This is a genomic window from Streptomyces sp. NPDC087428, assembly GCF_044744085.1.
Taxonomy (GTDB): domain Bacteria; phylum Actinomycetota; class Actinomycetes; order Streptomycetales; family Streptomycetaceae; genus Streptomyces.
This window is the reverse complement of record NZ_JBIUXR010000005.1, coordinates 189,997-213,505: the sequence shown is the minus strand read 5'-3', so window position 1 is coordinate 213,505 and position 23,509 is coordinate 189,997. Positions and strand designations below refer to the sequence as shown.

18 protein-coding genes are annotated in these 23,509 nt (G+C 72.0%); 11 read left to right on the top strand and 7 right to left on the bottom strand.

Annotation, left to right across the window (positions count from 1 at the left end):
- Nucleotides 1-163 precede the first annotated feature (163 nt).
- The 3 genes from ACIO3R_RS12600 to mmpA all read left to right on the top strand — a co-directional run bounded on the left by ACIO3R_RS12600 (nucleotide 164) and on the right by mmpA (nucleotide 2,252).
- Nucleotides 164-1,267 carry an oxidoreductase gene (locus ACIO3R_RS12600; RefSeq protein ID WP_402105462.1) on the top strand — a complete coding sequence of 368 codons (1,104 nt, stop codon included), beginning with the start codon at nucleotides 164-166 and terminating at the stop codon, nucleotides 1,265-1,267.
- Nucleotides 1,268-1,351: 84 nt separating this feature from the next.
- Complete coding sequence (locus ACIO3R_RS12595) at nucleotides 1,352-2,029, top strand: endonuclease V (protein ID WP_385026680.1); 678 nt, start codon at nucleotides 1,352-1,354, stop codon at nucleotides 2,027-2,029.
- A gap of 79 nt (nucleotides 2,030-2,108) precedes the next feature.
- On the top strand, nucleotides 2,109-2,252 hold the full coding sequence (gene mmpA, locus ACIO3R_RS12590) for a morphogenic membrane protein MmpA (protein ID WP_385026683.1): 144 nt from the start codon (nucleotides 2,109-2,111) through the stop codon (nucleotides 2,250-2,252).
- 106 nt (nucleotides 2,253-2,358) lie between these two features.
- Here the strand turns inward: mmpA and ACIO3R_RS12585 are convergent, their stop codons facing one another.
- A complete protein-coding gene (locus ACIO3R_RS12585; protein ID WP_402105460.1) occupies nucleotides 2,359-3,549 on the bottom strand; it encodes a saccharopine dehydrogenase family protein in 1,191 nt (396 codons plus the stop codon).
- A 204-nt stretch (nucleotides 3,550-3,753) separates the two neighbouring features.
- On the opposite strand from ACIO3R_RS12585, the gene ACIO3R_RS12580 reads away from it, so the two are divergent.
- From ACIO3R_RS12580 to ACIO3R_RS12565, 4 genes are all read left to right on the top strand, one after another.
- Nucleotides 3,754-4,914, top strand: coding sequence for a CaiB/BaiF CoA transferase family protein (locus ACIO3R_RS12580; protein ID WP_385026689.1), 1,161 nt, complete (start codon nucleotides 3,754-3,756; stop codon nucleotides 4,912-4,914).
- Entirely contained in the window at nucleotides 4,914-6,056 is a 1,143-nt protein-coding gene (locus tag ACIO3R_RS12575; RefSeq protein WP_385344259.1) for an acyl-CoA dehydrogenase family protein, read from the top strand. Before ACIO3R_RS12580 ends, ACIO3R_RS12575 begins: the two co-directional genes overlap by 1 nt.
- Before the next feature lie 87 nt (nucleotides 6,057-6,143).
- The gene (locus tag ACIO3R_RS12570) at nucleotides 6,144-7,358 is read left to right on the top strand and encodes an acetyl-CoA C-acetyltransferase (RefSeq protein ID WP_385026695.1); all 1,215 of its coding nucleotides are present in this window, start codon (nucleotides 6,144-6,146) and stop codon (nucleotides 7,356-7,358) included.
- A 39-nt stretch (nucleotides 7,359-7,397) separates the two neighbouring features.
- Nucleotides 7,398-9,569: a 3-hydroxyacyl-CoA dehydrogenase NAD-binding domain-containing protein gene (locus ACIO3R_RS12565; protein ID WP_402105458.1), complete on the top strand. Its 2,172-nt coding sequence runs from the start codon at nucleotides 7,398-7,400 to the stop codon at nucleotides 9,567-9,569.
- 22 nt (nucleotides 9,570-9,591) lie between these two features.
- Here ACIO3R_RS12565 and ACIO3R_RS12560 read toward each other — a convergent pair whose 3' ends face one another.
- Nucleotides 9,592-10,323, bottom strand: coding sequence for a MerR family transcriptional regulator (locus ACIO3R_RS12560; RefSeq protein WP_363028912.1), 732 nt, complete (start codon nucleotides 10,321-10,323; stop codon nucleotides 9,592-9,594).
- Between the two features lie 317 nt (nucleotides 10,324-10,640).
- On the opposite strand from ACIO3R_RS12560, the gene ACIO3R_RS12555 reads away from it, so the two are divergent.
- On the top strand, nucleotides 10,641-11,273 hold the full coding sequence (locus ACIO3R_RS12555) for a TetR/AcrR family transcriptional regulator (RefSeq protein ID WP_402105457.1): 633 nt from the start codon (nucleotides 10,641-10,643) through the stop codon (nucleotides 11,271-11,273).
- Here the strand turns inward: ACIO3R_RS12555 and ACIO3R_RS12550 are convergent.
- Nucleotides 11,270-12,220 (bottom strand): oxygenase MpaB family protein, encoded by a 951-nt coding sequence (locus ACIO3R_RS12550; protein ID WP_402105456.1) that lies wholly within the window; start codon nucleotides 12,218-12,220, stop codon nucleotides 11,270-11,272. The genes ACIO3R_RS12555 and ACIO3R_RS12550 overlap by 4 nt on opposite strands.
- Nucleotides 12,221-12,457: 237 nt before the next feature.
- Nucleotides 12,458-13,501, bottom strand: a complete 1,044-nt coding sequence (locus ACIO3R_RS12545) for a LacI family DNA-binding transcriptional regulator (RefSeq protein WP_385344248.1) — start codon at nucleotides 13,499-13,501, stop codon at nucleotides 12,458-12,460.
- Nucleotides 13,502-13,736: 235 nt separating this feature from the next.
- Here ACIO3R_RS12545 and ACIO3R_RS12540 point away from each other — a divergent pair, with 235 nt between their 5' ends.
- Together ACIO3R_RS12540 and ACIO3R_RS12535 are read left to right on the top strand one after the other, a co-directional pair.
- A complete protein-coding gene (locus tag ACIO3R_RS12540) occupies nucleotides 13,737-15,053 on the top strand; it encodes a M14 family metallocarboxypeptidase (protein WP_402105454.1) in 1,317 nt (438 codons plus the stop codon).
- Nucleotides 15,054-15,127: 74 nt separating this feature from the next.
- Nucleotides 15,128-16,873, top strand: a complete 1,746-nt coding sequence (locus ACIO3R_RS12535) for a BCCT family transporter (protein WP_385026716.1) — start codon at nucleotides 15,128-15,130, stop codon at nucleotides 16,871-16,873.
- Between the two features lie 104 nt (nucleotides 16,874-16,977).
- Here ACIO3R_RS12535 and ACIO3R_RS12530 read toward each other — a convergent pair whose 3' ends face one another.
- Nucleotides 16,978-17,901, bottom strand: coding sequence for an FAD-dependent oxidoreductase (locus ACIO3R_RS12530; RefSeq protein ID WP_385026719.1), 924 nt, complete (start codon nucleotides 17,899-17,901; stop codon nucleotides 16,978-16,980).
- A 222-nt stretch (nucleotides 17,902-18,123) separates the two neighbouring features.
- Here ACIO3R_RS12530 and ACIO3R_RS12525 point away from each other — a divergent pair, with 222 nt between their 5' ends.
- On the top strand, nucleotides 18,124-19,761 hold the full coding sequence (locus ACIO3R_RS12525; protein ID WP_385026722.1) for an ABC-F family ATP-binding cassette domain-containing protein: 1,638 nt from the start codon (nucleotides 18,124-18,126) through the stop codon (nucleotides 19,759-19,761).
- Between the two features lie 149 nt (nucleotides 19,762-19,910).
- Here the strand turns inward: ACIO3R_RS12525 and ACIO3R_RS12520 are convergent, their stop codons facing one another.
- Both ACIO3R_RS12520 and ACIO3R_RS12515 read right to left on the bottom strand, forming a co-directional pair.
- Nucleotides 19,911-22,388, bottom strand: a complete 2,478-nt coding sequence (locus ACIO3R_RS12520; RefSeq protein WP_402105452.1) for a Tex family protein — start codon at nucleotides 22,386-22,388, stop codon at nucleotides 19,911-19,913.
- A gap of 156 nt (nucleotides 22,389-22,544) precedes the next feature.
- The gene (locus tag ACIO3R_RS12515) at nucleotides 22,545-23,402 is read right to left on the bottom strand and encodes a hypothetical protein (RefSeq protein ID WP_402105451.1); all 858 of its coding nucleotides are present in this window, start codon (nucleotides 23,400-23,402) and stop codon (nucleotides 22,545-22,547) included.
- Between the last annotated feature and the right edge of the window lie 107 nt (nucleotides 23,403-23,509).

Below are 23,509 nucleotides of genomic sequence, written 5' to 3'. Positions count from 1 at the left end.
GGTTCCCGGCACTGATACAGACGACGGAAGTCGCCGATCCGTGCACCCCGGGACCGAGTGAGCTGCGTCACCGCCCGCCGGGGCCCCGGTCCCTGATCACGTGCCCCCTCCCGCGCGGCGCACCCTGGACGCCGCGTGGTGCCGTCGGTTAGCTTCCAGCGCCATGAGCGCCAAGGGAAAGACGCGACGACTGATGTCACTGGGACTGTGCGGGGCGGCGCTGGCCGCCGCGCTGGCCGCACCGGCGGCTCACGCGACACCAGGGGACCGGCACCGGCCCGGCGACCGGCCGGTCTGGACGCCCACCGCCACCGGAACCGACGCCCGCTTCCGCGGCCTCGCCGCCGTGAACAGCCGCACCGCCTGGCTCGCCGGTACGAAGGGCACGGTGCTGCGCACCTCCGACGCCGGCCGCCACTGGCGCGACGTCTCACCGCCCGGCGCCGCGGACGAGGGCCTTGAGTTCCGCGACATCGAGGCCTTCGACGCCAGGCGGGCAGTGGCGCTGGCCATCGGCGAGGGCGAGGCGTCCCGGGTGCTGCGCACCGAGGACGGGGGAGCGACGTGGACCGAGTCCTTCCGCAACACCGACGCCCGCGCCTTCTACGACTGCCTCACCTTCTTCGACAGCCGGCACGGGCTGGCCATGAGCGACCCGGTGGACGGGCGGTTCCGCATCCTGTCCACCGCGGACGGCGGCCGCAGCTGGAACGTGCTGCCCGGTACGGGCATGCCGCCGGCCCAGGAAGGTGAGGCGGGGTTCGCGGCCAGTGGGCAGTGCCTGGTCAGCTCGGGTCCGAAGGACGTCTGGCTGGCGACCGGCGGTGCGGCCACCGCCCGCGTCCTGCACTCCGGGGACCGCGGACTGACCTGGAGGGCGTCCGAGTCGACCCTCCCGGCCGGTGACCCGGCCCGCGGGGTCTTCGGGCTGGCCTTCCGCGACCGGACCCACGGCATCGCGGTCGGCGGCGACTACCGTCCCGACCAGGAATCGCCCCACGCCTCTGCCGTCACGGACAACGGCGGCCGCGGCTGGCGCCGCTCGGCCACCGCACCCGCCGCCTACCGCTCGGGTGTCGCGTGGCTGCCGCACAGCCGCTCTGCCGCACTCGCGGTCGGCCCGGCCGGCACGGACCTCACCACGGACGGCGGGCGCACCTGGCGGACGGTCGGCACCGGCTCCTACGACACGGTCGACTGCACCGCGGACGGCGGCTGCTGGGCGGCGGGGGAGCAGGGGCGCGCGGCCCGGCTGAACACTCCCTGAGGACTGTCCCGTGCCGCGGCCGGCGGCGTGCGCCCGCCGGGGACCGCGGACAGCCCAATACAGGCCCCTAGGCTGGTCAGCACCATGACAACTCTTCAGATGCCCTCCGACGAGGCCGGTGCCCGCGCCGTCCAGGACTCCCTGCGCGCCCGCGTGGTGCTCGACGAGCCGGGGCCGCCGCCCGGCACCGGCCGGGTGACAGGTGTCGACGTCGCCTACGACGACGAGCGCGACGTCGTCGTGGCGGCGGCCGTCGTGCTCGACGCGGTCACCCTGGACGTGGTGGCCGAGTCGACCGCCGTCGGCCGGGTCACCTTCCCCTACGTCCCCGGACTCCTGGCCTTCCGCGAGATCCCCACCGTGCTGGCCGCGCTGGAGTCCCTGCCGGCCGATCCGGGCCTCGTCGTCTGCGACGGGTACGGGCGGGCGCACCCGCGCCGTTTCGGGCTCGCCAGCCATCTGGGGGTGCTCACCGGGCTGCCGGTCATCGGCGTCGCGAAGAACCCGTTCACCTTCTCGTACGAACAGCCGGGCCCGCGTCGCGGCGACTGCTCGCCGCTGCTCGACGGGGACGAGGAGGTGGGCCGGGCGCTGCGCACCCAGGACGGCACCAAACCGGTCTTCGTCTCCGTCGGCCACCGCACCGGCCTCGACAACGCCTGTGCGCACACCCTGCTGCTAGCCCGGGACTTCCGTCAGCCCGAAACCACCCGCCGGGCGGACGCGCTCTGCCGGCGGGTGCTGCGCGAGGCGACCGCCTGAGGGCGGTACGGGCCGGGGCGGCGGCGTCTGAGTATCCGTACGGATAGCGTTCGCCGATCATGATCGGCACTCTGGACACATGAACGTACCTCGCACACCCGCCCGAACCGCACCTCTTCACCCCGCCCAGCGCCGCGCAGCGGTGGGCATGCTGATCGGGGGTGCGGTGGCCTTCGTCTGGGCCGGGGCGATGCTCTACACGCTGGTCTCATGGATCTTCTAGGGCATTCCGGCAACGCGGCGCGCGTGCGTGCCGGACGCCGCGCGGCAGGCGGCAGTTCGACGACACGACCCGGGGCGGAACCTGCGGGACCCGCCCCGGACGTGCGTCAGCGGACCGCCGCCACCCGGAAGCCCAGCCCGGCCGCCCGCAGCCGTCGCCCCAAGGCATCGCCCATCGCGACGGCCGTGGTGACCTGCCCCGCCACCGTCGGCAGCTCGTCCAGCGCCAGGCACAGCGCGGACTCCGCGAGCATCTTGGCCGTCTCGCCGTAGCCCGGATCGCCGCCCGACACCTCGGTGAACACCCGGCGGCCGCCGCCCTCGCCGACGAACCTGACCGTGAACCAGCTACGGCTCCTGCGCTCTGCGTCCGGACCCGAGCCGGGCTCGTACCGGTCCATCAGCCACGCCCGCGCGGCCGGCAGCTGCGCCGCGCCCAGCAGGGCGCCCAGCGCCGCCGTGCCGCCCAGCGCCACCGGCAGGTGCTTGACCGACGCGTAGTGCCGGTAGCGGAAGTCGGGGCCGTAGCGGGGCAGCGCGCGGGCGGAGCGCTCCACGATCCGCGCGTCGAGGGTGGGCAGCGGAAGCGCCCAGGTGCCGGTCTCCGTACTGAAGCGCGGTGCGCCGAGCGGGGCGCGGGCGCGGCGGCCGACGAGGCGTGGCTCGTGCAGCCGGCGCTCCTTCGCGGCGCGCAGCATCTGCGGGCCGCGGCCCATCGCGGTGAGCGCGGAGGCGAACGTACCGCCGGAGAAGGCCGCGTTGCTGCGGACGAAACCGTCGATGCGCAGGGGCACGTCCTCGGGCAGCTGCTGGACCGTGAAGTACACCCCGAGATCGTGCGGTACGGAGTCGAAGCCGCACGCGTGCACGATCCGGGCACCGGTCTCGCGCGCCCGTGCGTCGTGCTCCAGATACATCCGGTCCGCGAACTCCGGCTCACCGGAGAGGTCCGCGTAATCCGTCCCGGCCTCGGCGCAGGCGGCGACCAGCCGCTCCCCGTACCAGACGTACGGGCCGACCGTCGTGGCCACCACATGGGCGGACTCGGCCAGCTCGCGCAGCGAACCGGCGTCGTCCGCGTCGGCGTGCAGCAGGGGGATGTCCGCGCAGCCCGGATCGACGGAGGCCAGGTGATTGCGCAGTTGTTCCAGCTTGGCGCGGTTGCGGCCGGCCAGGGCCCAGCGGCAGCCGTCCGGCGCGTGTGCCGCCAGATACTCGGCGGTGAGGACTCCCACGAAGCCGGTGGCGCCGAAGAGGACTACGTCATAGGGGCGTTGTGCCCCGTTCTGCCTGTTCACGAGTGCCTCCGCAGGGGCCGGGGCCGATGTAGCAGGCAGAGGTTAGCGGAGGCGGACGTGGCGGTGTGCGCCCGGGAGGGCTCCGTGGGGGAGGATCGGCGGGAAAAGAACTAAGCGCTTGCTCGCCCAAGGGGTTGTGCGGAGCGCGGTACGTTCTTAGCATCATCGGTGTTACATCGGTTGTGTCATACCGCTGGGGGCTCGATGGCAACAGCAGGGAACGGCGCGCACGGCTCGCGGGGCCCGCTCGCCGGGGTACGGGTGGTCGAACTGGCGGGCATCGGCCCCGGCCCGTTCGCCGCGATGCTCCTGGCCGATCTGGGCGCCGACGTGGTGCGGGTCGACCGGCCCGGCGGCGCCGGGCTCGGCATCGATCCGGCCCACGACCTCACCAACCGCAACAAACGCTCCGTCCTCGTCGACCTCAAGGCCGAGGACGGCCCGGACACGGTCCTGGAGCTGGCGGAGCGCGCCGACATCCTGATCGAGGGGTACCGGCCGGGCGTCGCCGAGCGCCTGGGGGTGGGGCCTGACGCCTGTCTGGCCCGCAACCCGCTCCTCGTCTACGGGCGGATGACCGGCTGGGGCCAGGACGGGCCGCTCGCCGCACGGGCCGGGCACGACATCGCCTACATCGCCCTCACCGGCACCCTCTCCATGATCGGGAAGCCGGGCGAGCCGCCCACCGTCCCGGCCAATCTGCTCGGCGACTACGCCGGCGGCTCGCTCTACCTCGTCGTCGGTGTCCTCGCCGCCCTCCAGCACGCCCGTACCCCCGGCGGCTCCGGCCAGGTCGTGGACGCGGCGATCGTCGACGGCGCCGCCCATCTCGCCATGATGATCCACGGGATGCTGGCGGCCGGCGGCTGGCAGGACCGGCGCGGCTCCAACCTGCTGGACGGCGGCTGCCCGTTCTACGGCTCGTACGAGACCGCCGACGGCGAGTACATGGCGGTCGGCCCTCTGGAGCAGCGGTTCTACGCCGAGTTCACCGAGCTCCTCGGTATCGGTGGAACGGCCCCCGACCGGGGCGACATCTCCCGCTGGGACGAACTGCGCGCGGTCGTCGCCGCCCGGTTCCGCACCCGCACCCGCGCCGAGTGGACCGAGGTCTTCACCGGCTCGGACGCCTGTGTGGCACCCGTCCTCTCGCTCCGCGAGGCCCCGCACCACCCGCACCTCGCCGCCCGCGGCACCTTCGTCGAACACGGCGGACTCACCCAGCCCGCGCCCGCACCCCGGTTCTCGGCCACGCCCTCCTCGGTGCACAGCGGCCCGGCGCGGCCGGGCGCGGACACCGACGCCGTCGCCGCCGACTGGGACGTACCGGGCCTGCGGACCACCCGGAAGGACACCACCGACTGATGCAGCGGCAGATCTTCACCGAAGAGCACGACGCGTTCCGCGGTGCCGTCCGCACCTTTCTTGCCAAGGAGGTCCTCCCGCACTACGAGCAGTGGGAGAAGGACGGCATCGTCTCGCGCGAGGCCTGGCTCGCGGCCGGTCGGCAGGGGCTCCTCGGCCTCGCGGTGCCCGAGGAGTACGGGGGCGGCGGCAACGCCGACTTCCGCTACAGCGCCGTCCTCGCCGAGGAGTTCACCCGGGCGGGCGCCGCGGGCCTCGCGCTCGGCCTGCACAACGACATCATCGGCCCCTACCTCACCGGTCTCGGCACCGACGAGCAGAAGCGGCGCTGGCTGCCCGGCTTCTGCAGCGGCGAGATCATCACCGCCATCGCGATGACCGAACCCGGCGCCGGTTCCGACCTCCAGGGCATCCGCACCACGGCCGAGGACAAGGGCGACCACTGGCTGGTCAACGGCTCCAAGACGTTCATCTCCAACGGCATCCTCGCCGACCTGGTCGTCGTCGTGGCGAAGACCACCCCGGACGGCGGTGCGAAGGGACTCTCCCTCATCGTCGTCGAGCGGGGTGCCGAGGGCTTCGAACGCGGCCGCAACCTCGACAAGATCGGCCAGAAGTCCCAGGACACCGCCGAGCTGTTCTTCAACGACGTCCGGGTGCCCAAGGAGAACCTCCTCGGCGAGCTCGACGGCGCCTTCATCCACCTGATGACCAACCTCGCCCAGGAACGCATGGGCATAGCCGTCGCCGGGATCGCCGCCGCCGAACACCTGCTGGAGATCACCACCGAGTACGTCAAGGAGCGCGAGGCCTTCGGGCGGCCGCTCTCCAAGCTCCAGCACATCCGCTTCGAGATCGCGGAGATGGCCACCGAGTGCGCCGTCACCCGCGCCTTCCTCGACCGGTGCATCGTCGACCACTCGGAGGGGACGCTCGACGCCGTGCACGCCTCGATGGCCAAGTGGTGGGCGACCGAACTGCAGAAGCGCGTCGCCGACCGCTGCCTCCAACTGCACGGCGGCTACGGCTACATGACGGAGTACCGGGTGGCCAGGGCATTCACCGACGGCCGCATCCAGACCATCTACGGCGGTACGACCGAGATCATGAAGGAGATCATCGGCCGCTCCCTGCTCGCCTGACCCCGCCCTGCCACCACCTCCTCCTGTGCCACACCCCGCGCTCCGCCACACCCTCTGTTGCGCCACCACCCCCGAAAGGCAGCTGTCTTGAGTACCGAAGCGTTCGTCTACGACGCGATCCGCACCCCGCGCGGCCGCGGCAAGGCCAATGGGGCCCTGCACGGCACCAAGCCGATCGATCTCGTCGTGGGCCTGATCCACGAGATCCGCGGCCGGTTCCCGGACCTGGACCCGGCGGCCATCGACGACATCGTCCTCGGCGTGGTCAGCCCGCTCGGTGACCAGGGCTCCGACATCGCCCGCATCGCCGCCATCGCGGCCGGCCTCCCGGACACCGTCGCGGGTGTCCAGGAGAACCGCTTCTGTGCCTCGGGCCTCGAAGCCGTCAACCTGGCGGCCGCCAAGGTCCGTTCGGGCTGGGAGGACCTCATCCTCGCGGGCGGCGTCGAGTCGATGTCCCGGGTGCCGATGGGCTCGGACGGCGGCGCCTGGGCGATGGACCCGATGACCAACTACCAGACGGGCTTCGCCCCGCAGGGCATCGGCGCCGACCTCATCGCGACGATCGAGGGCTTCTCGCGCCGTGACGTCGACGAGTTCGCCGCGCTGTCGCAGGAGCGGGCCGCGGAGGCGTGGAAGGACAACCGCTTCGCGCGCTCCGTCGTCCCCGTGAAGGACCGCAACGGCCTCGTCGTCCTCGACCACGACGAGCACATGCGGCCCGGCACCACGGCCGACTCCCTCGCCGCGCTCAAGCCGTCGTTCGCGGCGATCGGCGAGATGGGCGGCTTCGACGCGGTGGCCCTGCAGAAGTACCACTGGGTGGAGAAGATCGACCACGTCCACCACGCCGGCAACTCCTCCGGCATCGTCGACGGCGCGGCCCTGGTCGCGATCGGCTCGAAGGAGATCGGGGAGCGGTACGGCCTCACGCCGCGCGCCCGGATCGTCTCCGCCGCCGTCTCCGGCTCCGAGCCCACCATCATGCTCACCGGCCCCGCGCCCGCCACCCGCAAGGCACTCGCCAAGGCCGGGCTCACCATCGACGACATCGACCTCGTCGAGATCAACGAGGCCTTCGCCGGAGTCGTCCTGCGCTTCGCCAGGGACATGGCTCTGCCGCTGGACAAGATCAATGTCAACGGCGGCGCCATCGCGCTCGGCCACCCCCTCGGCGCCACCGGCGCGATGATCCTCGGCACGCTCATCGACGAACTGGAGCGCCGGGACAAGCGCTACGGCCTCGCCACCCTCTGCGTCGGCGGCGGCATGGGCGTCGCCACCGTCATCGAGCGTCTCTGACCGTCCCCCGGCCACCCCTGCTTACGGAGAAGAAGAGCAATGACCGAGAGCACGACCATCCGCTGGGAACAGGACGGGACCGGCGTCGTCACCCTCGTACTCGACGACCCCGACCAGTCCGCCAACACGATGAACCAGGCCTTCAAGGACTCCATCGAGGCCGTCGCGGACCGCGCGGAGGCCGAGAAGGACTCCATCCGCGGCATCATCTACACCTCCGCCAAGAAGACCTTCTTCGCGGGCGGCGACCTCAAGGACATGATCAGGGTCGGTCCCGAGAACGCCCAGGCCGCCTTCGACACCGGCACCGCGATCAAGCGCTCGCTGCGCCGCATCGAGACCCTCGGCAAACCCGTCGTCGCCGCCATCAACGGAGCCGCCCTCGGCGGGGGTTACGAGATCGCCCTCGCCTCCCACCACCGCGTCGCCCTCGACGCGCCCGGCTCCCGGATCGGCCTGCCCGAGGTCACCCTCGGCCTGCTGCCCGCGGGCGGCGGCGTCACCCGCACCGTACGCCTCATGGGCATCGCGGACGCGCTGCTGAAGGTGCTGCTCCAGGGCACCCAGTACACCCCGCGGCGCGCCCTGGAGAACGGTCTGGTCCACGAAGTCGCCGCCACCCGTGAGGAGATGCTCGACCGGGCCCGCGCCTTCATCGACGCCAACCCCGAGTCGCAGCAGCCCTGGGACGTCAAGGGCTACCGGATCCCCGGCGGCACCCCGTCGAACCCCAAGTTCGCCGCCAACCTGCCCGCCTTCCCGGCCAACCTGAAGAAACAGCTCGCCGGGGCCCCCATGCCCGCGCCGCGCAACATCCTGGCCGCCGCGGTCGAGGGCTCACAGGTCGACTTCGAGACCGCCCTCACCATCGAGGCCCGCTACTTCACCGAGCTGGTCACCGGCCAGGTCTCGAAGAACATGATCCAGGCGTTCTTCTTCGACCTCCAGGCCGTCAACTCCGGCGCCAGCCGCCCCAAGGGCATCGAGGAGCGCCAGGTCCGCAAGGTCGCCGTCCTCGGCGCCGGGATGATGGGCGCGGGCATCGCCTACTCCTGCGCCCGCGCCGGTATCGAGGTCGTCCTCAAGGACATCTCGACGGAGGCCGCCGCCAAGGGCAAGGCGTACAGCGAGAAGCTGCTCGACAAGGCGCTCTCGCGGGGACGCACGACCGAGGCGAAGCGCGACGAACTCCTCGCCCTCATCACCCCGACCGGCGACCCGGCCGACCTCGCCGGCTGCGACGCCGTCATCGAGGCCGTCTTCGAGGACACCGCGCTCAAGCACAAGGTGTTCCAGGAGATCCAGGACGTCGTCGAGCCCGACGCCCTGCTCTGCTCCAACACCTCCACCCTGCCCATCACGGCCCTGGCCGAAGGGGTCTCGCGCCCGGCCGACTTCATCGGGCTGCACTTCTTCTCACCCGTCGACAAGATGCCCCTCGTCGAGATCATCAAGGGCGAGAAGACCGGCGACGAGGCCCTGGCCCGCGCCTTCGACCTGGTCCGCCGGATCAAGAAGACGCCGATCGTCGTCAACGACTCGCGCGGCTTCTTCACCTCACGCGTCATCGGCCAGTTCATCAACGAGGGCGTCGCGATGGTCGGCGAGGGCGTCGAGCCCGCCTCCGTCGAGCAGGCCGCCGCCCAGGCCGGATACCCGGCCAAGGTGCTCTCCCTGATGGACGAACTGACGCTCACCCTGCCCCGCAAGATCCGCGACGAGACCAGGCGGGCCGTCGAGGCGGCGGGCGGCACCTGGGCCGGCCACCCGTCGGACTCGGTCATCGACCGGATGGTCGACGAGTTCGGACGCCCGGGGCGCAGCGGCGGCGCGGGCTTCTACGACTACGACGAGAACGGCAGGCGCACCCGCCTCTGGCCCGGTCTGCGCGAGCACTTCACCCGGCCGCGGACGGACATCTCCTTCACCGACATGCAGGAGCGGATGCTCTTCTCCGAGGCCCTGGACAGCGTCCGCTGCCTGGAGGAGAACGTGCTGATCACCGTCGCCGACGCCAACATCGGCTCCATCATGGGCATCGGCTTCCCGCCGTGGACCGGTGGCGTGCTCCAGTACATCAACGGATACGAGGGCGGCCTCACCGGCTTCGTGGCCCGCGCCCGGGAACTCGCGGAGCGCTACGGCGACCGCTTCCTGCCGCCCGCGCTGCTCGTCGCGAAGGCGGAGCGGGGCGAGACCTTCCACGACTGACGCCGGGCGCTGCGGGCCGTACTCACTCAGCGGTGAACGCGGCCCGCAGCTCCTCCTTCAGCGACCGCTGGAAGGCGGTCACCAGCGCCTGGAGCACCATCGGCTGCATGTGCGCCGACAGCGACTTCATCGCCCTGACGTGCTCCGGATCCGACTCCCGTTCCCGGTACGGGCTCCACACCTCGTCCCGGAACAGCCGGGTCAGCTGCTGGGCGGCCGAGCGGGTGTGCTCCAGCAGGACCGTCCGGGCGGCCAGGATCGTCTCGTGCGCGATCGGCACGTCGAGCAGTTCCACACCGAGCCGCAGCAGCCCCGGATCCACCCGGTAGGGGGCCCCGCCCGGATCGGCCCGTTCCAGTACACCCATCGCGGCCAGCCGGTCGAGGTCCTGCTCGGTCAGCGCCCGCCCCGCGCGGCGTTCCAGTTCCGCCCGGGTCGCGTCCTCCGCCGAGTCCGGCGCCCAGGTCGCCACCAGCGCCCGGTGGATCGCCAGGTCCTGGGCGCTCAGATCGGGCGGCAGCTGCTCCAGATAGCGTTCGATCGCGGCGAGCGTCATGCCCTGGTGCTGGAGCTCCTCGATGAGCGCGAGCCTGGAGAGGTGGTCGTGCCCGTAGTGCCCCACCCGGCGCGGCCCGATCACCGGCGGCGGCAGCAGCCCCCGCGTGCTGTAGAAACGCACCGTGCGCACGGTCACCCCGGCGCGCGCCGCCAGCTCGTCGACGGTGAGCGTCGGCTCCTCGGTCCCGGTCGCCATATCTGCTCCTCGTGTCCGACCCCGCGGGTGAACTGCCGGGCGTGTGCGTCCATCAGGTTCAACAGTATTGCTGTCTCACCACTGTTGTGAAAGTGTCCGGCAGCGGCGAAGCGCACTCCACCCCCAGGCGGCGGCCCGCACGGTCCGGCCGAGGGCGGCAGAAGCCGGCCGTGACCACACCCCTGCGACTCCCCGCGGACCACGGCGGCCGCCGCGCCCCTGTCCTCGTCCCCGCGCGGATACAGAGAGACGGGCGGCGGCTCTCTGTTCCGGCGCCGCTATGGTGGACCGGAACCGGCGGAGAGCGGGGAGGGCCCATGGCCGCACGGAGTACGGACGAGACACTGCTGGTCCGGGCGCTCGGCGAGACACCGCCCTCCGACGCGCTGACCGAACAGATCCTCGACGCCGCTCGTGAGCAGTTCATGACGTTCGGGCTGCGCCGCTCCACCGTCGACGACGTCGCCAAGCGGGCCGGGGTCTCGCGCGTGACCGTGTACCGGCGGATCGGCAACAAGGACGGCCTGGTGTCGGCCTGTCTGCTGCGGGAGTACCGGCGCTTCGTCGTCGAGGTGGACGAGGCGGTCGCCGCGCTGCCCACCACCGAGGACCGGATCGTCGAGGGGTTCGTGGCCGTCCTCGGCCACATCCGCGAACACCCCCTGGTGGGCGGGCTGCTGAGGCTGGAGCCGGAGATCATGCTCCCGTTCCTCACGGTGGAGAGCGGGCCGGCCCTCGTCGCCATGCGCGGTTACGTGGCCGGCCGGCTGCGCGAGGCCCGGCGTGCGGAGGGGAGGCCAGAGGCCGACGCGACACCCGTCGCCGAGCTGATGGTGCGCATCACGGTCTCCTTCCTCCTCAACCCGGTGAGCTGTTTCGAGCTCGACGACGACGAGCAGCTGCGGGCGTTCGCCCGCAGCTACCTCGTACCGCTGATCGCCGTCGGCTAGGCGGGACGTTCGAAGACCTCCGGGGTGCGCTGATCCGCGCGCGCAGCGCACGGCGTCCCCGGAGGCGCGGGGTGGCGCTCGTCGGGCAGTGGCTCCACGGGCCGGCTGCCCGCCCAGTGCGGTCCCAGATCGTCGAGACGCCAGCCGAACGGATAGGAACGCGGCTGCGGGCGTGAGGGCAGCCACCGGGGCCGGGCCGGGAGCAGGCGCACACACCGTGCGCGGGCCCGCAGCGTTCCCGCGGCGGCCGACCTGGCCCAGCGGGGCTGCGCCCTGAACCCCAGGGCCCGCAGCAGCGGCTCGTCCAGCAGCGCGAGCGAGAACCGTGCGATCAACGGACGCAGCGGGCGCGGGTACCAGCTCGCCATGATCCGGAACGTGGCGTTGGCGACCCGCCGGTTCGCCGGGTCGTACGCGAACATCCGCTCCTCGTAGGAGTCCAGTAACCGCTCGAACCCCTCATAGGTGTCCGGGGCGCCCTCGATGTCCATCATCGCGGCCATCTTCCGGCCCACCTCGGTCAGTGCCTCGGTCTCCACCGGGCACAGGGGCCGCCAGCCGAACCGGTCGATCCAGCGCTTCGGCCCGACGACCGTGGTCGCCAGGACGTACAGGAAGTCCTCGTTGGGTATCCGGTACTTGCCGTGGATGCGGTTGAGGTGACGGGCCGCCGCGCGCCCGCGCTCCGAGTCGAAGCCGTCGGCGGCCATCTCGTACCCGATCAGCACCGTGTCGTCGTAGCGCTTCTGGCCGGACCGTTCGAACTCCTGCGTCCGGTCAAGGAGTACGGAGATGCGGGGCACCCCGTAGTCGCGGAGGAACGCGACACTCACACCCTGCCGGTAGTCCCAGGGGAACTCGTACTGCGAGATCAGCCGGAGTATCTCGGCGCAGTCTCGGACGGGATCCATGCGGCGTATCTCGCGAAGGCGGCTGTAGCGGCCCATGGTGCGCCCTCCTGTCGGGCGGTGCGTGTGGCGTCTCCGGTTCAACACCCTTGCACCGGAGGACATCTGACGGGCACTTTGTTCAGAGAGTCAATGTTACAAATACTATCGACTTGTTTCATGGGGCGCGTCAACACCGCCGGCACGGATCGGGGCGTCGCTCATGCCGCCGTGGCGGGTCGCGGCGGTGTGGGGTGTGCGGGACGGGAGATGTCCGGCCTTGCGCCGGTGCGTGCGTCAGGCCGAAGCGCGGTGGACGAGCTCCGTGGGTGTGATCACCGAATCCGGTTCGGTGGCTCCGTCATTCAGCCGCTCCATGAGTATCCGGACCATCAACCGCCCCATACCCACCACATCCTGACGGACCGTCGTCAGCGGCGGGTCGGTTGCCTCGGACACCGACTCCATGTCGTCGAAGCCGACCAGGGCCACGTCCTGCGGCACCCGGCGGCCGTGCTCGCGCAGCACCCGCAGGGCGCCCGAGGCCATCAGGTCGTTGGCGGCGAAGACCGCGTCCAGGTCCGGCCGCCTCTCCAGCAGCCCGGCCATGGCGCGGGCGCCGCCCTCCGCGGTGAAGTCGCCGTCCGCGACCAGCGCGGGATCGCCGTCGGGCAGCACGTCGAAGTAGCCGTCGAGACGGTCGAGCGCCGAGGTCTGGTCGCGCGGGCCCGCGATGTGCGCGATGTGCCGGCGGCCGAGCGAGACCAGATGGCGCACGGCCTCGCGGGCACCGCCGCGGTTGTCGCAGTCGACGTAGGGGACCGCGAGCTCGGAGGCGGCGCCCGGTCGTCCGGGACGCCCGCCGTAGACCGTCGGTACCCGGAACCGGCGGATCACCGCGGACAGTTCGTCGTCCGTGTGCATCGAGAAGGCCAGTACACCGTCCACATGGCCACCGGCCAGATAGCGGGTGACCCGCTCGAAATCGCCGCTTCCCTCCACCAGGAGGAGCACCAACTGTGCGTCGTAGGTGATGAGTTCACGGCTTATGCCGCGGATGTGCTGGGAGAAGAAGGGATCGGAGAAGATCCGGATCTCGGGCTCGTCGATGATCACGGCGACGGCGCCGTTGCGCCGGGTCACCAGCGTCCTGGCGGCGTGGTTCGGTATGTAGCCGAGCTCATCGACCGCCTTGCGCACCTGCTCCACCAGCGGCTGCCGTACCCCGGCACCGCCGTTGACCACCCGGGAGGCCGTTGCCCGGGACACCCCGGCACGGGCTGCCACGGCTTCCAGCGTGGGGCGTACGTCGTGAGGGGCATCGGGGGTCGGACGGGGCAAGGGACGCTCCTCGGAGGCGCGGGAGGGGGCCGGAGACGGCCGGGGCCCGGCCGAACAGCGCGAACCTTGCCAGCCTAGGGCCTTTCGCCGAGCGGTGACCGGGGGACCTGTCGCGCGGGCGCCGGCCACGGTACCTTCCGCCCATGCCGACACGTGCGCGGGGTGCCCGCTCGACGTACAGACCGCCCGTCCCGGCCCCCGCCGGCCGTCCGCGCGGCACGGGAGCCGGCGGCCGATGACCCGCCGCGCACCGGACGGCCGGGAGCGGCGGGCGGGCCGCCGCCGGGTCCGCGGCCTCGCGCAGGCGGCCCTCGCCGTGGTGCTGGCCTGCGTGCTGCTCACGGGGTCCGCGCAGGCCGCACGGACCCCGCCGCGTACCGGGTTCGAATCCACCGGCGGGGCGCGCTGGACCGGCCCGGCAGAGGAGCGCTCCCTGCTCGCGGCCGTCGGCCGGCGCAGCGGCTCCGTGGAGCGGATCGGCACGACGAAGCAGGGGCGCCCGCTGCGGCTCGTGCGGATCGGCAGCCGGCGCCCGGACGCCCTCACCGTGCTCCTCGTGTGCAGTCAGCACGGCGACGAACCCGCCGCCCGCGAGGCCTGCCTCACGGTGATCCGTGACCTCGGGTACGCCGAGGACCGGGCGACCCGGGACTTTCTCTCCCGTACCGAGATCCTCGTCATTCCCACCGCCAACCCGGACGGCCGCGCCGCCGGGACGCGGGGCAACTCCGACGACGTGGACATCAACCGCGACCACATCGCGCTGCGGACCGCAGAGGGCCGCGCCATCGCGGCAGTCCTCCGGGACGAGCGGCCCGATGTGGTCTACGACCTGCACGAGTACGGCGCGACCCCGCCGTACTACGACAAGGACCTGGCAGTCCTGTGGCCCCGCAATCCCAACGTCCGGGGCCGGGTGCACGAGGAGTCGAAGCTCCTGGCCGCACAGTATGTGCGCCCGGCCGCCCGCGACGCCGGACATGACAGCGGGCTCTACGGCATCTGGACCGACCCGGTCACCGGCCGGCCGGTGAAGCAGACCGCGGGCGACGGACAGGAGCGCATCCTGCGCAACGCGGCGGGCGTCAAGAATGCCGTGGCCCTGCTCGTCGAGTCCCGCGTGGGCGCGCTCACCGACGCCGAGCGGGCCGACCCCGCACTCAACAACCGCCGCCGGGTGCACTCCCAACGTGCCGCGCTCAAAGGCCTGTTCTCCTACGTCGAGGAGCGGCGCGGCGAGATCGGCGCCGCCACCGCCCGCTCCCGGGCGGCCGGGTTCACGGAGCGGGGCCCGGTCCGGTTCGGCGGGGCCGACAACGAGGCGGCGGGGCCGGGCGAGACCCTCGCGCACCCGCCGTGCGGCTACCGGCTCACGGCGGCCCAGGTCGCCCGGGTCGGGGACGAACTCGCCCTGCACGGCGTCACCTCCCGGCCCGACGGTGACGGCGTGTACGTAGCGCTGGGCCAGCCCGCACGGAGACTGATCCCGCTCCTTCTGGACAGGCATGCGACATATCGCCTCACAAACGGTCAAGCCGATACCGCTTGTTGATCCCGGAAGATGTGCGCCGCGTGTGGTAATGCCTACGGAGAGTGAAACTCCAGCTTCCGTGAAAGGTGCCATTCGTGTCGCAGGACGATCAGAGAACGGGTGGCAGGGGGGATCTGTCGGTGACGGCGGATCTGCCCGGCGACCCGACCCAGAACCGGCGCCCCACGACCGACCGGGTGGTGTTCGGCGTCACCGCCGTCCTGACCCTCGCCTTCGTGGTGTGGGGGGCCACCGCCACCGACTCGCTGGAGAACGTCTCCAGCGACTCGCTCAACTGGCTCATGCACAACGGTGGTTGGGCCTTCATGCTGGCAGCCTCCGGATTCGTGGTCTTCGCGCTCTGGCTCGCCGTCAGCCGTTACGGAAAGATCTGCCTCGGCCAGGAGGGTGAGGAGCCGGAATTCCGGACCGTCTCCTGGGTCGCGATGATGTTCAGCGCCGGTATGGGTATCGGCCTGATGTTCTACGGAGTCAGCGAGCCCCTGGCGCACTTCGTCCATCCACCGCCCGGCACCCACCCCGCCGACGCCGCCGACGCGATGCAGACGGCGATGGCCACCACCCTCTTCCACTGGACGCTCCACCCCTGGGCCATCTACGCGGTGGTCGGTCTCGCCATCGCGTACAGCACCTTCCGGCGCCGCAGGCGGCAGACGATCAGTGCCGTCTTCGAACCTCTCATCGGCGCCCGGCACGCCCACGGCGGTGTCGGCCGGCTGATCGACATCCTCGCCATCTTCGCCACGCTCTTCGGCTCGGCCGCCTCGCTGGGTCTGGGCGCACTCCAGATCGGCAGCGGTTTCCACGAGCTGAACTGGATGGAGAAGACCAGCACCGGGTTGCTCGTCCTGATCATCGCCGTACTGACCGTGGCTTTCGTCGCCTCGGCGATCTCCGGCGTGGAGAAGGGCATCCAGTGGCTGTCCAACATCAATATGGTGCTCGCCCTGATCCTCGCCGTCTTCGTGTTCATCGCGGGCCCCACCATCATCGTGCTCGACCTGCTGCCCACCTCGATCGCCGCCTACATCGGCAATCTGGCCCAGCTCGCCGGCCGCACCGAGGCCACCGGCGAGGGAGAGGTCGCCGACTGGCTCAGCAGCTGGACCGTCTTCTACTGGGCCTGGTGGATCTCCTGGACGCCCTTCGTCGGCATGTTCATCGCCAGGATCAGCCGCGGCCGGACGATCCGTCAGTTCATCGGCGGGGTCATCCTGGTTCCCAGCACGGTCAGTCTGATCTGGTTCGCGATCTTCGGCGGTACCGCCATCAAGCTCCAGGAGGCCGGGAAGCTGAACGGCGCCGACACCCAGGAGGCCCAGCTCTTCGGCGTACTCCAGCAGTTCCCCATCCCCACGGTGATGAGCCTGCTGGTGATGATCCTGGTCGGCATCTTCTTCGTGTCGGGGGCGGACGCCGCCTCCATCGTGATGGGCACCCTGTCCCAGAAGGGCATCCTCGAACCCGCCAAGTGGGTCGTCGTCTTCTGGGGCGTCGTCACCGGCGCGGTGGGGGCGATCATGCTGCTGATCGGGAACGGCAAGGGCGACGCGCTGGCCGGCCTGCAGAACCTGACCATTCTGGTGGCCGCGCCCTTCACGATCGTCATGATCGGCATGTGCGTGGCCCTGGTGCGGGACCTGCGCGAGGACCCGCTCATCGTGCGCCGCGAGTTCGGGGTGGAGGCGGTCGAGTCCGCGGTCATCGAGGGCCACACGAAGTACGACGGTGACTTCGAGATCCGGATCGGCCCCGGCAGCAGTCAGGTCACCACCGAACACGGGGACAAGCCCGGCGGTTCGAGCCCAGCGGCCGACTGAGGGCGCACCGCATCCGGCCGGGGCCCGCCGGGACCGACGGGTGACCGTCGACGCGTCCGAGGGCGATGGACCCGCTCGATGTACCCCGCCCGGCGCGCGGCGGTTCAGCCCACCAGCCGGGCCGCCGCCTCCGCGCAGCCCAGGGCCACGGTCACCCCCGCGCCCCCGTGTCCGTAGTTGTGCACCAGGCGGCCGCCGCCGGGCAGCGGCTCGGCCTCGATGCGGACCCCCGCGTCCCGGGCCGGCCGCAGCCCCACCCGGTGCCCGATGACCCGCGCGCGGGCGATCTCCGGCCGGACGCGGGCACACCGGGCCACGATCTCCTCGGCCGCGCGGGGGTCGGGCACGGTGCTCCAGTCGTCCGTCCCCGCGGTGCCGCCCAGCACCAGCCGGCCCGGCTGCGGGAAGAAGTACGTCGTCGCGCTCGACGCCGGATCCGCCTCGGTGAACCACTCGTCGATCCCCGGGTTCTCCACCATGACCAGCTGACCGCGGACCGGGCGCATCCCGGTGTCCGGGACCAGCTCGCGGGCACCGAGCCCGGTGCAGTTGACCACCGTCGCGGCCTCGGCGGCCGCCTCGTCGAACGAGGTGACCGTACGCCGCTCGACCGAGCCCCCGGCCGCCCTGACCTGCTCCTCCAGCCAGTCGAGATGGACCGGCATGTCGATCAGCGGCAGCCGGCACCGCAGCCCCTCCGCGCTCTCCGCCACGTCCTTCAGCCTCCCGGCCCACGCCCCGAGCGCCGCGAGCCGCTCGCCCCGGTGCAGGCCGCTGACCAGCCGCACCCCGGTCTCCTGCGGACGGGCGGCCAGCTCCTCGTACCAGCGCAGCGAAGTCAGCGACCAGTCGGCGACCCGGTCCCGCGGCTCGATCCGGTACGGCCACCACAGGGCGCCCGCCACCGCCGACGTCGTGGCCGCCGCGGGCTGCCGGGACCAGACCCGCACCCGGTGGCCGTGCCCGGCCAGCACCACCGCCGTGGTGAGGCCGCTGACCCCACCGCCCACCACGATCACTTCCGACACCGCCGCACCGCCGCTCGTCTCTGTTCGGACTCCGCTCACACCCGGACGCCAGGGCCTCGCGCCCGGCCCGGTCCACTCGATCCAGGGGAAGGACCCTAGCGGAGGCGCACGGCGAGGGCGATGCCCCGGGGCGACCCGGTATGCGTGGCGGCGGGGGAGCGCGGCGGTCACGACCGGGGTCCGCGCCGGGAGCCCCGGCCGCCGATTAGGATCGACACCCTGATGACTGCCACCCTCGTCGCCAAGGACCTCGCCGCCGGACACGGCGACCGCACTCTCTTCGCCGAACTCGACCTCGTGGTCGCTCCCGGTGACGTGATCGGTCTCGTCGGAGTGAACGGTGCCGGAAAATCGTCGCTCCTGCGGCTGCTCGCCGGACTCGACCAGCCGGAGGAGGGCGAGCTGCGGCTCTCCCCGCCCACCGCCACCGTCGGCCATCTGCCGCAGGAACCGGAGCGGCGTCCTGAGGAGACCGTACGGGAGTTCCTGGCCCGCCGGACGGGCGTCGCCGAGGCCCAGGCGACGATGGACACCGCCACCCAGGCCCTCGTCGACGGGACGCCCGGCTCCGACGACGCCTACTCCGAGTCCCTGGAGCGCTGGCTCGCCCTCGGCGGCGCCGACCTGGACGAGCGGGCCGAGGAGGTCGCCGCCGACCTCGGCCTGACCGTCGGTCTCGACCTGCCGATGACCACGCTCTCGGGGGGCCAGGCGGCCCGCGTCGGCCTCGCCTCACTGCTGCTCTCCCGCTACGACATCTTCCTGCTCGACGAACCCACCAACGACCTCGACCTCGACGGCCTGGAGCGGCTGGAGCGGTACGTCTCCGGGCTGCGCGCCGGCACCGTCGTCATCAGCCACGACCGCGAGTTCCTGATGCGCACGGTCACCAAGGTCCTCGAACTCGACCTTGCCCAGCAGCAGATCAACCTCTACGGCGGTGGCTACGCGGCGTACCTGGAGGAGCGTGAGCGGGCCCGCAGGCACGCCCGCGAGGAGTTCGAGGAGTTCGCCGACAAGCGCTCCGCGCTCGAAGGCCGCGCCCTGATGCAGCGCTCCTGGATGGACAAGGGCGTCAGGAACGCGCGCCGCAAGGCCGGCGACTCCGACAAGATGGCCCGCAAGTTCCGGAGCGAGTCCAGCGAGAAGCAGGCCGCGAAGGCCCGTCAGACCCAGCGCATGATCGAGCGCCTCGATGTCGTGGACGAGCCGCGCAAGGAGTGGGAGCTGCGGATGGAGATCGCCTCCGCCCCCCGTTCCGGCTCCGTCGTGGCGACCCTGCGCGAGGCACAGGTCGTGCTCGGGGACTTCGTGTTCGGCCCGGTCTCGCTCCAGATCGACTGGGCGGACCGGATCGCCATCACCGGTGCCAACGGTGCCGGGAAGTCGACCCTGCTCGCCGCTCTGCTCGGCCGCCTTCCGCTGGACTCGGGGCACGCGAGCCTGGGCTCGGGTGTGGTGGTGGGTGAGGTGGACCAGGCGCGGAAGCTGTTCCACGGCACGGAATCCCTGCTGGAGGCGTTCTGCGCGGCCGTCCCCGACACGGAGCCCGCCGAGGTCCGCACCCTCCTCGCCAAATTCGGCCTGCGCGCCGACCATGTGATGCGCCCCGCGACCACGCTCTCCCCGGGCGAACGGACCCGGTCGGCACTCGCCCTGCTCCAGGGCCGCGGCGTCAACCTCCTCGTCCTGGACGAGCCCACGAACCATCTGGACCTGCCGGCGATCGAGCAGCTGGAATCGGCGCTCGACTCGTACACGGGGACACTGCTGCTGGTCACGCACGACCGCCGGATGCTGGAAGCGGTCCGTACGACGCGCCGCGTCGAGGTGGTGGCCGGAGGGCTCACGGAGATCTGACCGGCGGCCTCGCGCACCTCCCCGCTCCTCCGGCGTTCGAGGAGCGGGTTGCGGGGCGGTGCTCCTGACACGGGAAGGGGCGGGGCGGGGAGAAGGCCCGCCGCAGGCGGACCCCTCCCCACCCCGCCCCGACGCGGGCCGGGCCTCCGCTACCGCTTCTTGCCGCCCTGCTTCGGATCCAGCAGGCCCGCACGCCGAAGCGCGTCCGCCATCGCCCCGTTGGCCGGAGTCGCGGCCGGCGCCTGACGCCCGCCCCCGCCGCCGTTGCCGGCGCCGCCACCGCGCCGGTCACGCCCCTGGCCGCTCTGGCTGTTCTGGCCGCCCTGGCCGCCTTGGCCGCCGCGCGGCCCCGCACCGCCCTGCCCCTGTCGCTGCCGCGGCGGACGCCCGCCCCGCTCGCCGCCCGCGCCGCCGGACCCGGACCCCGCTCCGGCCGCCGGACCCGCACTCGCCCCCGCCTCGTCGTCCAGCCGCAGCGTCAACGAGATCCGCTTCCGCGGGATGTCGATCTCCATGACCTTGACCTTGACGATGTCACCCGGCTTCACGACATCACGGGGGTCCTTCACGAACGTCCTCGACATCGCCGACACATGGACCAGGCCGTCCTGGTGCACCCCGATGTCCACGAACGCGCCGAACGCCGCGACATTCGTCACGACCCCCTCCAGCACCATCCCGGACGCCAGGTCGCCGAGCTTCTCGACGCCCTCCTTGAAGGTGGCCGTCTTGAACGCCGGGCGCGGGTCGCGCCCCGGCTTCTCCAGCTCCTTGATGATGTCGGTGACGGTCGGCAGCCCGAACTTCTCGTCCACGAAGTCGTCCGCCCGCAGGGTCCGCAGCACTCCGGTGTTGCCGACCAGGGAGGCGACGTCACCGCCCGTCCGCTTCACCATCGCCCGCACCACGGGGTACGCCTCCGGGTGCACGCTGGACGCGTCCAGCGGGTCGTCACCCCGGATCCGCAGGAAGCCCGCGCACTGCTCGTACGCCTTCGGGCCGAGCCTGGCCACGTCCTTGAGCCCCTTGCGGGAGCGGAACGGGCCATGGGTGTCGCGGTGCGCGACGATGTTCTCCGCGAGCCCGGAGCCGATGCCGGAGACCCGTGAAAGCAGCGGCGCCGAAGCGGTGTTGACGTCGACCCCGACGCCGTTCACACAGTCCTCGACGACCGCGTCCAGCGAACGCGACAGTTTCACCTCGGACAGGTCGTGCTGGTACTGCCCGACGCCGATCGACTTCGGGTCGATCTTCACCAGCTCCGCGAGGGGGTCCTGGAGCCGGCGCGCGATCGAGACGGCGCCGCGCAACGAGACGTCCATGTCCGGGAGTTCCTGCGAGGCGAAGGCGGACGCCGAGTACACGGAGGCGCCGGCCTCCGAGACCATCACCTTGGTGAGCTTCAACTCCGGATGCTTGTCGCACAGTTCACCGGCGAGCTTGTCCGTCTCGCGGGATGCCGTGCCGTTGCCGATCGCGATCAGATCGACATCGTGCGCCTTCGCCAGCTGCTCCAGTTTCGCCAGCGACTGGTCCCACTTGTTGGCCGGGACGTGCGGGTGGATGACATCGGTCGCGACGACCTTGCCGGTCGCGTCGACGACGGCGACCTTCACCCCGGTACGGAACCCCGGGTCGAGACCCAGCGTGGCCCGCGTCCCGGCCGGTGCGGCGAGCAGCAGATCGCGCAGGTTCGAGGCGAAGACACGTACCGCCTCGTCCTCCGCGGCCGTGCGCAGCCGCAGCCGCAGGTCGATGCCGAGGTGGACCAGGAGCCTGGTGCGCCAGGCCCAGCGGACGGTGTCGGCCAGCCACTTGTCCCCGGGACGCCCGCGGTCGTTCACCCCGAAGCGCTGGGCGACCATGTTCTCGTACGACGAGGGACCGGGCTCCCCGGACGGCTCCTCCGGCTCCAGGACGAGGTCGAGGACGTCCTCCTTCTCGCCCCGGAGCATCGCGAGCACCCGGTGCGAGGGCAGCGCGGTGAACGGCTCTGTGAAGGCGAAGTAGTCCGCGAACTTGGCGCCCGCCTCCTCCTTGCCGTCCCGCACCTTCGCCACCAGCCGGCCCCGCGTCCACATGCGCTCACGCAGCTCGCCGGTCAGGTCGGCGTCCTCCGAGAACCGCTCGGTGAGGATGGCGCGGGCCCCCTCCAGGGCCGCCGCCGGGTCCGCGACGCCCTTGTCCGCGTCGACGAAGGCCGACGCCGCGACGAGCGGATCGACCGACGGGTCGTCCAGCAGGCCGGAGGCGAGTGGTTCGAGCCCGGCCTCCCGGGCGATCTGCGCCTTGGTCCGCCGCTTCGGCTTGAACGGCAGATAGATGTCCTCAAGGCGCGCCTTCGTGTCGGCGGCCCGGATCCGCGCCTCCAGCGCGCTGTCGAGCTTGCCCTGCTCCCGCACGGATTCGAGGATCGCCGCACGGCGGTCCTCCAGCTCCCGCAGATACCGCAACCGCTCCTCGAGCGTGCGCAGCTGCGCATCGTCGAGCATCTCGGTCGCTTCCTTGCGGTAGCGCGCGATGAACGGCACGGTCGATCCGCCGTCGAGCAGCTCGACGGCCGCCTTCACCTGTCGCTCGCGTACGCCGAGCTCCTCGGCGATCCTGCCTTCGATGGACGTCGTCACGGTTTTACCGACTCGCCTTCTCGTACTGGCTGTGCTGGTCGGGCCCCGGGGTCCGTGGTTCGGACCGGTCCTGGGCCACTCGCCTGCATTCTGCCGGGTGGCCGGGCGCCGTGTCGCCCGACCGCCCCATGTACCGGCTGTCGTCCGCCCGGCGGGTCAGCCGTTCAGATCCGCCGGAAACGCGCCGGCCGCCAGCGCCGTGCCGAGGAACCCGCGTCCCAGCTCGGTCAGCCGGGCCACGCCCGGACCGCCGAGGCGCTCGTACGGCGCCAGGTCCATCCGGTCCGTGGCCTCCTCCAGGCCTGCCCGCAACGCGACGCCCTCCTCCGTCAACTCGCCCTCGGCGGTGAGCAGTCCGCGGTCGCGCAGCCGCGCGGACGCGTCGTCCCAGTCGCCGCGGCGCCAGCCACGGGTGGCCAGGACCCAGCGCGGCGGCATGCCCTTGCCGGTGGCGGTGTGGCTGACCAGGGCCTCGACCGGGTCGAGGCCGGCCGCGAGGAGCGCGGCGAGATGGGCGTCACCGCGGTGCTCGCGCAGCAGTGTCGCGGCGTGCCAGTAAGCCAGGTGCGGCTGCTCCGGAACCGCGAGATCGGCGTGCGCCGCGTACAGCGGCCGGGCGTGTCGCGTGCAGCCCGCGACGGCGCGCAGCGCCAGCTGCGCCGCCTCGGCCAGCTCGGGAGAGGCGATGGTCTCCTCGCCGAGGAGCCGGCGCAGCGTCGAGTCGGCGGCCCGCAGCCGCGCCGCCAGTACGGCCTCGGGCGAGGCGATGTCCCAGACGGCGGGCACGTGCGCGGCCACGAGGTCATGGCTGAAGTTGTAGAAGGTCGCGGTGACCGTACCGGGGCCGACGGCCCCGAGAGCGGCCGCGCGCGAGGCGAAGTACGCGGCGGACGCGTCCTTGATCCCGATCGCGCCGAGTTCCTTCCCGAGGTCCGGGGAGAAGTAGAGCGCGGAGTGCAGAGGGTTGAGGGCGTTGTGGCAGCGGCGTCCGGCACGGGGCGGCAGAGTACTCATGCCCTGCACGTTACCGACTGGTCGGTACGGGGCGGAATCCCGGGGAGCCGGTGACGTGCGGCGCGTCCCGCCATGGCGGAAAAGGTGGGGAACCCGTCATTGCGGCC